This is a genomic window from Dinoroseobacter sp. S375, assembly GCF_049800775.1.
Lineage (GTDB): Bacteria > Pseudomonadota > Alphaproteobacteria > Rhodobacterales > Rhodobacteraceae > Dinoroseobacter.
The window spans coordinates 446,192-457,216 of sequence record NZ_JBNAFR010000002.1 but is presented as its reverse complement, the minus strand read 5'-3'; the positions used below and the strand labels follow the sequence as shown (position 1 = coordinate 457,216).

Sequence of the window (11,025 nt, the reverse complement as noted above, 5' to 3'; positions counted from 1 at the left end):
CCATCACCTTGAAACTGTAACAAGATTAATCACGGCTGCTCGGCGGTCAAGCAACAAGTTAACGATCACGCAATTGCGAGCGGGCATTCCGCGGGTATGCATTTGCAGCAATTCCCATAGCGCTCTGAAATATATTTCCTTTTTGGCCCCAATTCGATCAGGTCGGAAAACATCGGTAAATCACCACACGGGCAGAAACATGGTTAACGCGTGAAAACGAAAAAAGGCGGCAAACAGTGTTGCCGCCTTTCGCTGGATTGTTTGCGCTCAGCTTACAGAGAAACGATCTGCGCTGCTCCGGTTGCCACGGCCTGCTCGGCGGCCACGGCGGCCACGGCCAGATCCTGCAACCCAACGCCCGTGCCATCAAAGAGCGTGATCTCGTCCTCGGAGGTCCGCCCCGGGTGATCGCCATTGATCACGCGCCCGATCGGCGTGACATCGGCCTCGGAAATCGCGCCGGAGGCGATGGCGTGCTGGGTCTCGCCGATTGTCGTGGACTGGGCCACCTCATCGGTGAAGAGGGTCGCCTTGGCCACGAGGGCTGCGTCGACCTCCTGCTTGCCCTTGGTGTCCGTGCCCATACAGGCCAGATGGGTGCCGGGCTTGATATAGTCCGCCGCAATCAGCGGCTCGAAGGCCGAGGTGATGGTGATGATCACGTCCGATTGCGCGCCCAGCTCTTCGCGGGTGACGGCTTTAAACGGGATGCCGAGTTCATCCGCAACCTTGCCCAGATTGGGGATCATGTCCGGATGCGGGTTCCAGCAGACGACCTTCTCGAAATCACGCTGCTCGACCGCGGCGCGCAACTGGAAGGTGGATTGATGCCCAGCGCCGACCATGCCGAGCACCTTGGCGTCCTTGCGCGCAAGCTGGTCGATGGAGACCGCCGAGGAGGCCGCCGTCCGGATCGCCGTCAGGTAGTTGCCCCCCACGAGCCCCTTGAGCTTGCCCGTATCCGGGTCAAAGAGGAACACCGTGGACTGGTGATTGATGATGCCCTTGGACATGTTGTTGGGCCAGTAGCCGCCGGCCTTCACGCCCAGCACCATGCCTGCCTTGTCGAAGCCGGATTTGAAGCCGTAGAGCGCATCCTCATGGCCGATCGCTTCGCGGATCACCGGGAAGTTATAGGCGTCGTCCCGCGCCATGGCGCCGAAGACGTCGCGCACGGCGGTGAAGGCGAGATTGCGGTCGATGACCTTCTGGCAGATCTCTTCGGTGACAATGACGAGCCCGTCCGTGTCCAGTTTCTTGAGCATGGGTGCCTCCCCTCAGATGGCAGCTCTGCCTCGGGCGTCGGACGCCTCCGGCGGGAGTATTTCAGGAACAATGAGGGGGGTGGTGCGTGCCACCCCCACCGTTGTCAGAGGTCCGGATCAGTAGGCCAGACCGCGGGCCGTGACCGGCCAGAGGGCTTCGACCTTGCCGCCGCGCACGCCCACATACCAGTCATGGACGTTGCAGGTCGGGTCGCAATGGCCGGGGACGAGCTTGAGCTTGTCATTGACCTTGAGCTTGGCATCCGGGTCCGCGATGACACCGTGCTCATCCGAGCATTTGACGTAGGTGACGTCGTCGCGGCCATAGATGAAGGGCAGCCCGCTATCCACGGATTGTGCCTTGAGGCCCGCATCGCAGATCGCCTTGTCCGCCTTGGCGTGGGACATGACCGAGGTCAGGATGAAGAGCGCGTTTTCCCACTCGCCCTGATCGATGCGCTTGCCGTCCTTGTCGAGGATCCGGCCATAATCCGCATCCATGAAGGCGTAGGATCCGCATTGCAGCTCGTTATAGACGCCCGAGTTGCCCTCGAAGTAGTACGACCCTGTGCCGCCGCCGCCAACGATATCGCAGTCCAGACCTTCGGCCTTCAGGGTGTCCACGGCGTCTTTCACCATGGCCACGGCGATGTCGATCTTGGCCTTGCGGTCGTTGTAGTCGTCCATGTGCTGCATGGCGCCCTGATAGGCCTGCAGGCCCGAGAATTTCAGGCCCGGCGCCGCGTCAATGGCCTTGGCGATTTCGACCACGGCGGGGGTGGTGGTGACGCCGCAGCGTCCCGCGCCGCAGTCGATCTCCACGAGGCATTCGATCTGTGTGCCATGCTTGGTTGCCGCGGCCGAGAGATCGGCGACATTTTCGATGTCATCGACGCAGCAAATGGCGCGCGCGCCCAGACGCGGGATGCGGGCCAGACGGTCAATCTTGGCCGGGTCGCGCACCTGGTTGGAGACCAGCACGTCCTTGATGCCGCCACGGGCAAAAGCCTCCGCCTCGGAGACCTTCTGGCAGCAGACGCCACAGGCCCCGCCGAGCTCCATCTGCATTTTAGCGACATCGACGGATTTGTGCATCTTGCCATGGACCCGGTGACGGACGCCCATCTCCTTGGCGAAGTTGCCCATCTTGACCACGTTACGCTCCAGCGCGTCGAGATCGACGACCAGGCACGGGGTCTGGATGTCCGCCTCGTCCATCCCGATCGCCGCCGGGATGTTGTAGCCCACTTCGAGCTCTGCGAATTTGGTTTCTGCGTTCATAACCTGGCTCCCCTTAGCCCATGATCCACGGCAGCTTGTCCATGTCGACATTGCCGCCCGTTACGATGACACCGACGCGCTTGCCGGCGAATTTTTCCTTGTTCTTCAGAATGGTGGCGAGCGGCACGGCGCAGCTCGGCTCCATCACGATCTTCATCCGCTGCCAGGTGATCTTCATGGCGTCGATGATCTCCTGCTCGGAGGCCGTCAGGATGTCGGACACATGGTTCGACACGAAATGCCAGGTCAGATCCTTGAGCGGCACCTTGAGCCCGTCGGCAATCGTCACCGGCGCATCATCGGCGATGATGTGACCGGCCTTGAAGCTGCGATAGGCGTCATCGGCCTGCTCGGGCTCGGCGGCGATGATCTGCACGTCGGGGGCAATGTTGCTGAGCGTCAGGCAGCAGCCTGAGATCATACCGCCGCCGCCGATGGGCGCGATCACCATGTCGAGCCCGTCGGTCTGTTCCATCAACTCGCGCGAGCAGGTCCCCTGCCCCGCCACGACCCGCGGATCGTTATAGGGATGGACGAACTCGGCCCCGGTCGCGGCCTGGACCTCGGCGAAGACAGCCTCGCGCGAGGTGGTCGAGGGCTCGCATTCGGTGATGATCCCACCATAGCCCCGCACAGCCGCTTTCTTGGCCTCGGGTGCCGTGCGCGGCATGACCACGTGGCACGGGATTCCGCGCCGCCCGGCAGCGTAGCTGAGCGAGAGCGCGTGGTTGCCCGAGGAATGGGTCGCGACGCCCTTGTCGGCCATCTCTTCGGTCAGCCCGAAGACCGCGTTGGAGGCCCCGCGCACTTTGAACGCACCGGCTTTCTGGAAGTTCTCGCATTTGAAGAACAGCTCCGCGCCCGTCAGCTCGTTGAAATAGGACGAGGTCAGAACCGGAGTTCGGTGAATATAGGGTTTGATCCGCTCATGGGCGGCGACCACGTCCTCATAGGTCGGGATCACCGCGGGTTCGATCGTGTCTTTCATCACGCCCTCACGCTGCTTTGGCGAGGCTTGCGCCCGCCGTGGTCCGGTAGAACTGCTGGGCGGCGGCCACGCCGGAGCCCAGCTCGATCGGATAGTCGAGATCGGCCATTGCCATCTCGATGGTCGCCAGACCCGACAGCATGGTCACATCCGTCAGCGCGCCCAGATGTCCGATCCGGAAGGCCCGGCCATTCATCTCGCCCAGACCCACCCCGAAGGAGATGTCATAGGTGTCGAAGGCGTGCTGGGTCAGCGCGTTGCTGTCGAAGCCCTTGGGTACGTAGATGGCGCTCACCGTGTCGGAGTAAAGCTCGGGCCGCTCGGCGCAGAGGCTCAGCCCCCAGGCAGAGACCGCGCGACGCACGCCCTCGGCCAGACGGAAGTGGCGGGCATAGACGTTTTCCATCCCCTCCTCGGCCAGCATCTTGAGGCTCTCGGCGAGGCCGAACATCAACTGGATCGGCGGGGTGTAAGGGTAGCCCCCCGCACCATTGGCCGCGAGCATGTCGTCGAAGCTGAAGAAGGTGCGCGGCAGTTTCGCCGTCGCGCGGTAATCCAGCGCCTTCTGGCTGACGGCCACGATGCACATGCCGGTGAACAGCATGAAGCCCTTCTGCGAGCCGGTGATGGCAATATCCACGCCCCAGCCGTCGAAATCGAAGGGCATCGACGCCAGCGACGACACGCAATCCACCATCAGCAGCGCCGGGTGATCGGCGCTGTCCATGGCCCGCCGCACCGCGCCGATATCCGAGCGCACGCCAGTGGCGGTTTCGTTATGGGTCACCAGGACCGCCTTGATCCGATGTGACTTGTCCGCCGCCAGCTTGGCCGCAAACAGGTCCGCCGGCGCACCGGAGCCCCAGGCGCATTCGATGATCTCGACATTGAGGCCATGGCGCTCGCACAGGTCGATCCAGCGATGGCTGAACATCCCGTAGCGCGCGATCAGCACTGTATCTCCGGGCGAGAGCGTGTTGCTCACCGCGGCTTCCCAGCCGCCCGTGCCGCTGGCAGGGAAGGTGATGATCTCGGCGGTCTTGGTGTTGAACACCTTGCGCACGCCATCAAAGAGCGCAGGCAGCATCGCGCCGAATTCCGGCGAGCGATGGTCGCGGGTCTGCACATCCATGGCGCGCCGCAGACGGTCCGGTACATTGGTCGGCCCCGGGATAAAAACTGGGTTTTGCTCAAACATGGTGCAGTCCTCCTTTGAGCAGCAACATAGACAGGGCTTTCTATTTTTCCAATTTTTTCGAAATCATTTTTCGTTTTTGGAAAAATCCATCTTAACCCATGTTTTTATGTGGTTTTACAATTTCCAAAGAAAGTTTTCATCCCGGTATTGAAAATATTTTTCACTGCGAGATACTCATAGACAGCCAGACCGGAGAGATCATGACCGACTCGACCAACCCCCAGCGACGCAGCCGTGGACGCCCGAAAAACCCGTTTTCCGAAACGCAGACCAGCACCATTCAGGCGCTGGATCGCGGGCTCTCGGTGCTCAGCGCATTGGCCCGGGATGGGGGCGGGACGCTCTCGGATCTCTCCATGCGTTTGGGCATGCCCGCCTCGACCGCGCACCGTGTCCTCGCAACGCTGGAGAAACATGGCTACGTGGATATGGACGAGGCCACGCAGACATGGCGCGTGGGGCTGGAGGCGTTTCGCGTCGGGTCGAGCTTCATGCAACGCACGAACCTGCTGGAGGTCGGGCGCAGTACGATGCGGACCCTGATGGAACAGACCGGCGAGACCGCGAATATGGGCATCGCCGACAGCGACCATGTGGTCTTCATCGGCCAGGTCGAGACCCATAACCCGATCCGCGCTTTTCACCGTCCGGGCTCGCGCGGGCCCATGCATGCCTCCGGGATCGGCAAGGCCCTGCTGGCGGCGATGGCGCAGCCGGATACGGAAAAGCTCTTGCGACGCACGGGGTTGGAGCAGTTCTCCGCCAAGACCCTGACCGCGCCGGATGCGCTCTTGTCGGATCTCGCGGCGGCGCGGGCGCGGGGCTGGGCCTTCGACAATGAAGAACGGTTCGAGGGCATGTGCTGCGTCGCGGCCCCGATCTATGACAGCTTTCAGGAGCCTGTGGCAGGCATCTCGGTCTCCGGCCCGTCGGCGCGGTTCTCGGCCGCTGCCCTGCCCGGGCTGGGTGAAGCCGTGCGGGCCGCCGCAGCCGAGGTCACCGCCCGGATCGGCGGTCAGGCGCCGCGCATGGCCGCCGAGTAATCCGCCCGCTCAGCCCGCCAGATGGCAGGCGACCCGCGCGCCGCCGATCTCGCGCAGCTTGGGCCGCTCGGCACTGCAACGGGCCTCGGCGATCGGGCAGCGCGGATGAAAGGCACAGCCCGAGGGCGGGTTGATCGGATCGGGGATCTCGCCTTGGGGCGGGTCGACCTCGCGTCCGAACCCATCCATCTTGGGCGCCGCCGCAAGCAGCATCTGGGTGTAGGGATGGCGCGGCGTGTCGAACAGCGTATCGGGATCCGCCTCCTCCACCAGCCGCCCGAGATAGAGCACCCCGATCCGGTCCGCCATATGCTGGACGACAGTCAAGTCATGGGAAATAAAGAGATACGTCAGCCCGAACTCATCCTTGAGGTCGGACATCAGGTTCAGCACCTGCGCCTGAACCGAGACATCCAGCGCCGAGGTCGGCTCGTCGCAGACGATCAGTTTGGGTTCGGAGGCGAGGGCGCGGGCAATGCAGATCCGTTGCCGCTGACCGCCGGAAAACTCGTGTGGGAACTTACCCGCATCCTCGGCGGACAGGCCCACCTGTTCCAGCAACCGCTCGGCGAGTCCCTGCGTCTCGCCCCCCCGGGCGGCCACGGGTTCGGCGATGATATCGCGCACGCGCCAGCGGGGATTGAGGCTGGCGAAGGGGTCCTGAAAGATCATCTGGATGTCCGAGCGCACCGCGTCCAGCGCCGCCTCGTCGGTCTCGCGCGCGAGGTCTATCCCGTTGATTTCAACGCCGCCTTCGGAGGGGCCGAGCAGTCCGACCACCATCTTGCCGATGGTGGACTTGCCCGAGCCGCTCTCGCCCACGAGGGCATAGACAGAGCGTTCCTCGACATCGAAACTGACATCCGAGACCGCCGTCAGGATCGCTTTGGGCAAACGCTCCAGCACGCGGTTCAGCCAGGGTTTCGAGACGTCGAAACGGCGGCTCAGCTCTTTGACGGAGACAAGCGCGGTCATGGATTTCCTCCCTGCAAACCCGCGTCGGCTCCGGGTCGGCCTTCTGTCGGACTTGTGTCGGGCAAGTGTCGGGCACCTGCGTTCGGTGGTGTTGCGTCCGCTGCGGCCGGCGCGCCCTCCATCGGATACCAGCAGGCGGCCCGCTCCGTCGCGCCGATGACCGGGCGCGGGTCCTGACGACACCGATCCGCCGCACGCGGGCAGCGCGGGTTGAAGGCGCAGCCCTCGGGCAGCCGCCCGAGCCGGGGCATGGAGCCCGGGATCTGGTGCAGCCGCGCCAGCCCCTTGGAGGCGAGCGGGGTCGAGCCCATCAGCCCGTGGGTATAGGGATGGCTCGGCTGGCTGATCACATCGCGCACCGGGCCCAGCTCGGCCAGACGCCCGGCATACATCACCGCGACCCGGTCCGCGGCCTCGGCGATCACGCCCATGTCATGGGTGATCAGCATCACCGCCGTCCCCCGCTCGCGGCAGAGCCGCTTCAGGAGCGCGATGATCTGGGCCTGCACCGAGACATCGAGCGCCGTGGTCGGCTCGTCGGCGATCACCAGGCTCGGCTCGGCACAGAGCGCCAGCGCGATCACCACCCGTTGACGCATCCCGCCGGAAAACTCATGCGGATAGCTGTTCACCCGCTGGCGGGCGGCGGGAATGCCGACCTCCTCAAGGGCGGCAACCGCGCGTTCATCGGCCTCGGCCCGGGAGATCGGCAAATGGGCGAGCATGGTCTCGGTCAGCTGATCCCCGATCCGCAAAAGCGGGTTGAGCGAGGTCAGCGGGTCCTGAAAGACCATGCCGATATCCTTGCCGCGCACCCGGCGCAGGGCGTCGATGCCCAGCTGGTCGATGCGCTTGCCGTTGAGCCAGACCTCGCCGCTGGAGATATGGGCGGGCGGGTTCAGAAGGCCGATCACCGCGTTCCCGGCCATGGACTTGCCCGCCCCGGATTCGCCCACCACGCCGAGGATCTCCCCCGGGGCGATGTCGTAGGAGACGTTGTCCACGGGCCGCAGCACCGCGTAACGGGTCGGAATATCCACGGTCAGGTTGCGGATCGAGAGAACCGGTTCGGTCATTTGGGGCGACGGGCTCCTGTTTCGGGGGCGGGTCTGGCGGCGGCGGGGACCGCAAAGCGCCTCATTTCCGGGCAGAGGCGCCCAATTGGCGCCCCAGGGACAGCAGGGCCCGTTGCGCCTGCGGACGGATGCCGCAGCGCAGCATAAGCCATCCCGCAACGGCGGGTGTCCCGTGGCATAGTCCGTTCAAGCCGCCATGCGGGGGGACCGGCGCGCATCACAGAACCTGCCGAAGGAGTGCCCCTCATGTGCCTGTCGACCCAAGCCCTTGTCCTGTTCCTCAACCTGATTGGCTCGGATCTGGTGACCACCGATCCCGGACGGATCATCGTGGCCGCCGAGACCGGCGACGTGCACTGGGTGCTCACATCCGATGATGAATGGTGCACCATGGCGCCACAGCTCGACCGATTGGCGCGGTTCTCGCCCATCCACTGAGCGGTCATCGCTGCCTCGGGTTCAGGGGGCAAAAGGCCGTGCATACTAATAGCAATCATGCGCAGTTTTCCGCTTTGGTCGAAGCGCCCAACGCTTCGAGCATAACGTTTGTCGAATGATGGAAGTTATCTTTTTGGTTCGCGACCCCGTACTGCCACTTCACACCGTGAAACAGATTGCAACGGAGCCTGTAAGTGACGATCAGGCAAGCACTAAGCTTCTCGTGATCGTCAGCACTGTTCCCCAACCAAGATAGAACATCATTCGATCTGTCGTTCCGCCGAAATCTGAGATGGGTGAAGGCATTTGTAGGCTTATCGTCACACAAGTACCTGTTCTGCCAAAACTCATATGCAAGGAGCGTCCGTTTTTTTTCAAGAAGCTTCGAAGCTAGAGAAAACTTAATCAGTTGCGATGCGTTAACGCTCCTACAATCATCTAAGTCTAAGAAACTGGCTACTTTGCTTTCAAAAACTGTCCAAACCAACGCGAATTGGTTAAGTGCAGTTTTCTCGCTCGACGAGAGCTGTTTGTATGCTGGGTTCAAATACGCAAGAGCCGCGTCTATATCGACAGAAGTCGGTCCAGATAGTGTAGCAGCGTTCGCCAACTCGGTCATCGCAGCCTCGGGTTCAGGGCGTCGCGCAGCCAGTCGCCCAGCAGGTTCACGCTGAGCGCGAGCACCAGCAGCGTGATCGCCGGGAAGAACAGGATCCACCACTCGCCGGAGAACAGGAAGCCCTGCCCGATCCGGATCAGCGTACCAAGGCTTGGCTGGGTTGGCGGCGCACCGACCCCGAGGAAGCTGAGCGTCGCCTCGGCGATGATCGCGAGGGCCAGCGAAATCGTGGCAATGACCAGCACCGGCGAGAGCACATTGGGCAAGATATGGCGCAGCATGATCGCGCCGGATCCCCGACCGATCAGGCGCGCGGCCTGCACGTATTCCTTGTTCTTCTCGACCAGTGTCGCCCCACGCACGACCCGCGCGAACTGCACCCAGTCCGACAGGCCGATGGCCAGGATCAGCACCCAGATCGCCATTTGATCGCGGTATTCCACCGGGGTGATCCCCTTGGCGATCCCGAAGATCAGCATCGCGACGAGGATCGCCGGGAAGGTCAGCTGCACATCGGCCACGCGCATGATCAGCGTCTCGACCCAGCCGCCCACATAGCCCGCGATCAGTCCCAGCGTGACCCCCAGCACCATGGCGAACATCACCGCGGCGAAGCCCACGAAGAGCGAGATCCGCATCCCGTAGAGGATCGTCGAGAACACGTCCCGGCCCTGATCGTCAGTGCCCAGCCAGAACACATCGCCGGTAAAGGCATTGGGCTGCATCGGCTGCGAGAAGCCGTTCATCAGGTTCAGCGAGGCCGGGTTGAACGGGTCATAGGGCGCGATCAGCGGCGCGAAGACCGCCGAGAGCACCAGCACCACCACCAGCGTGAAGGAGATCAGCGCCACGGGCGAGCGGCGGAATTTCCACGCGAAATCCGACTGCCAGGCCACGGCGAGGCGCGAGGGCTCTTTCACCGGCACGGGCGTGTCATTGGGCATATCCGTCATCTCAATGTCCTCCGGACCCGGAGCGATCCACGCGCAGGCGCGGATCGATCGCGAAATAAAGCAGATCGACGATCAGGTTGATGCCCACGAACATCACCGAGATCAGCATCAGGTAGGCGGCCATCACCGGGATATCGACGAACTGGATCGCGTTGATGAAGAGGAGCCCGACACCGGGCCATTGGAACACGGTCTCGGTGATGATCGCGAAGGCGATAATCGAGCCAAGCTGCAGGCCGGTGACCGTGATCACCGGGACCAGCGTGTTCTTGAGCGCGTGGCGGAAATTCACCGCCTTTTCGGTCAGCCCGCGCGCCCGGGCAAAGCGGATATAGTCCTGTCGCAGCACTTCGAGCATCTCGGACCTGACCAGCCGCATGATCAGCGTCATCTGATACAGCCCCAGCGTAATCGCGGGCAATATCAGCGCCTTGAGGCCCGAAGCGGTGAGGAAGCCTGTGCTCCACCCGCCGAGATCGACGACCTCTCCGCGTCCGAAACTGGGCAGCCAGTTGAGCTCGACCGCGAAGACATAGATCAAGAGGATCCCGATCAGGAAGGTCGGCAGGGACACCCCGATCAGCGAGACCGACATCACCGCGCTCGCGGCCCAGCCGTCGCGGCGGATCGCGGTGAAGATCCCGAGGATGATGCCGAAGCCAATCGCCAGGATGCCCGAGACCAGCGCCAGTTCCAGCGTGGCCGGGGCGCGTTCCAGCAGGATCTCGGCCACCGGGCGCGACTGGCGATAGGAAATCCCCAGATCCCCCTGAAAGGCGCGGCTCAGAAAGCTCCAGTATTGCACGAGGAACGGGTCATCGAGCCCGAGCTGCGTGCGCAGACGCTCGATATCCTCCAGCGTGCGCTCCTGCCCCAGCAGGTTGTCGATCGGATCCCCGACGAAGCGGAACATCGAGAACGCGACCAGACCGACGATGAGCAGCACGACCAGCGACTGCACAACGCGGCGAATGATAAATGCGAGCATGCACCCTCCCCAAGCTGCTCTCCGTTGTCCCGCGCCGGGCGGTCATGGTCAAGGCCCGTCTCCTCGGCCGGGCACGCGCCGTCACGGCAAGCCGAAGGTGGCGCGGCCTGAGGCAAAAACCGTTGCCCCCTGCCCAAGCGAAAGGCATGGTCACAGCAACCGCCCGGTTTCGGGCGCGCAGAGACCGTGTGACAGCCGGGG

10 protein-coding genes are annotated in these 11,025 nt (G+C 63.4%); 2 read left to right on the top strand and 8 right to left on the bottom strand.

Annotated elements, in window-relative coordinates; translation table 11 throughout:
- Nucleotides 1-272: 272 nt before the first annotated feature.
- The 4 genes from bhcD to bhcA all read right to left on the bottom strand — a co-directional run bounded on the left by bhcD (nucleotide 273) and on the right by bhcA (nucleotide 4,732).
- Nucleotides 273-1,265 carry an iminosuccinate reductase BhcD gene (gene bhcD, locus ACP150_RS07050; protein ID WP_424965862.1) on the bottom strand — a complete coding sequence of 331 codons (993 nt, stop codon included), beginning with the start codon at nucleotides 1,263-1,265 and terminating at the stop codon, nucleotides 273-275.
- A 117-nt stretch (nucleotides 1,266-1,382) separates the two neighbouring features.
- Nucleotides 1,383-2,546, bottom strand: coding sequence for a 3-hydroxy-D-aspartate aldolase BhcC (gene bhcC, locus ACP150_RS07045; RefSeq protein ID WP_424965861.1), 1,164 nt, complete (start codon nucleotides 2,544-2,546; stop codon nucleotides 1,383-1,385).
- Between the two features lie 13 nt (nucleotides 2,547-2,559).
- Nucleotides 2,560-3,534: a beta-hydroxyaspartate dehydratase BhcB gene (bhcB, locus tag ACP150_RS07040; RefSeq protein WP_424965860.1), complete on the bottom strand. Its 975-nt coding sequence runs from the start codon at nucleotides 3,532-3,534 to the stop codon at nucleotides 2,560-2,562.
- Nucleotides 3,535-3,541: 7 nt separating this feature from the next.
- Nucleotides 3,542-4,732: an L-aspartate--glyoxylate aminotransferase BhcA gene (gene bhcA, locus ACP150_RS07035; RefSeq protein WP_424965859.1), complete on the bottom strand. Its 1,191-nt coding sequence runs from the start codon at nucleotides 4,730-4,732 to the stop codon at nucleotides 3,542-3,544.
- Nucleotides 4,733-4,932: 200 nt separating this feature from the next.
- Between bhcA and bhcR the strand changes: the two genes are divergently transcribed.
- A complete protein-coding gene (gene bhcR / locus ACP150_RS07030; protein ID WP_424965858.1) occupies nucleotides 4,933-5,775 on the top strand; it encodes an HTH-type transcriptional regulator BhcR in 843 nt (280 codons plus the stop codon).
- A 9-nt stretch (nucleotides 5,776-5,784) separates the two neighbouring features.
- Here the strand turns inward: bhcR and ACP150_RS07025 are convergent, their stop codons facing one another.
- Nucleotides 5,785-6,750 (bottom strand): ABC transporter ATP-binding protein, encoded by a 966-nt coding sequence (locus tag ACP150_RS07025; protein WP_424965857.1) that lies wholly within the window; start codon nucleotides 6,748-6,750, stop codon nucleotides 5,785-5,787.
- The gene (locus ACP150_RS07020) at nucleotides 6,747-7,826 is read right to left on the bottom strand and encodes an ABC transporter ATP-binding protein (protein WP_424965856.1); all 1,080 of its coding nucleotides are present in this window, start codon (nucleotides 7,824-7,826) and stop codon (nucleotides 6,747-6,749) included. The genes ACP150_RS07025 and ACP150_RS07020 overlap by 4 nt, the downstream gene beginning before the upstream one ends.
- A 246-nt stretch (nucleotides 7,827-8,072) precedes the next feature.
- Between ACP150_RS07020 and ACP150_RS07015 the strand changes: the two genes are divergently transcribed.
- Nucleotides 8,073-8,264, top strand: a complete 192-nt coding sequence (locus ACP150_RS07015; RefSeq protein WP_424965855.1) for a hypothetical protein — start codon at nucleotides 8,073-8,075, stop codon at nucleotides 8,262-8,264.
- A gap of 615 nt (nucleotides 8,265-8,879) precedes the next feature.
- On the opposite strand, the gene ACP150_RS07010 is transcribed toward ACP150_RS07015, so the two are convergent.
- Nucleotides 8,880-9,836 carry an ABC transporter permease gene (locus tag ACP150_RS07010; protein ID WP_424965854.1) on the bottom strand — a complete coding sequence of 319 codons (957 nt, stop codon included), beginning with the start codon at nucleotides 9,834-9,836 and terminating at the stop codon, nucleotides 8,880-8,882.
- Nucleotide 9,837: 1 nt separating this feature from the next.
- The gene (locus tag ACP150_RS07005) at nucleotides 9,838-10,824 is read right to left on the bottom strand and encodes an ABC transporter permease (protein ID WP_424965853.1); all 987 of its coding nucleotides are present in this window, start codon (nucleotides 10,822-10,824) and stop codon (nucleotides 9,838-9,840) included.
- Nucleotides 10,825-11,025: the final 201 nt, after the last annotated feature.

What these genes read in the sequence shown, in the direction of transcription:
- ACP150_RS07010 (WP_424965854.1), bottom strand. Translation starts at nt 9,836, where the DNA reads ATGACGGATATGCCCAATGACACGCCCGTGCCGGTGAAAGAGCCCTCG.
- bhcR (WP_424965858.1), top strand. Translation starts at nt 4,933, where the DNA reads ATGACCGACTCGACCAACCCCCAGCGACGCAGCCGTGGACGCCCGAAA.
- ACP150_RS07025 (WP_424965857.1), bottom strand. Translation starts at nt 6,750, where the DNA reads ATGACCGCGCTTGTCTCCGTCAAAGAGCTGAGCCGCCGTTTCGACGTC.
- ACP150_RS07015 (WP_424965855.1), top strand. Translation starts at nt 8,073, where the DNA reads ATGTGCCTGTCGACCCAAGCCCTTGTCCTGTTCCTCAACCTGATTGGC.
- bhcC (WP_424965861.1), bottom strand. Translation starts at nt 2,546, where the DNA reads ATGAACGCAGAAACCAAATTCGCAGAGCTCGAAGTGGGCTACAACATC.
- bhcD (WP_424965862.1), bottom strand. Translation starts at nt 1,265, where the DNA reads ATGCTCAAGAAACTGGACACGGACGGGCTCGTCATTGTCACCGAAGAG.
- bhcA (WP_424965859.1), bottom strand. Translation starts at nt 4,732, where the DNA reads ATGTTTGAGCAAAACCCAGTTTTTATCCCGGGGCCGACCAATGTACCG.
- ACP150_RS07005 (WP_424965853.1), bottom strand. Translation starts at nt 10,824, where the DNA reads ATGCTCGCATTTATCATTCGCCGCGTTGTGCAGTCGCTGGTCGTGCTG.
- bhcB (WP_424965860.1), bottom strand. Translation starts at nt 3,534, where the DNA reads ATGAAAGACACGATCGAACCCGCGGTGATCCCGACCTATGAGGACGTG.
- ACP150_RS07020 (WP_424965856.1), bottom strand. Translation starts at nt 7,826, where the DNA reads ATGACCGAACCGGTTCTCTCGATCCGCAACCTGACCGTGGATATTCCG.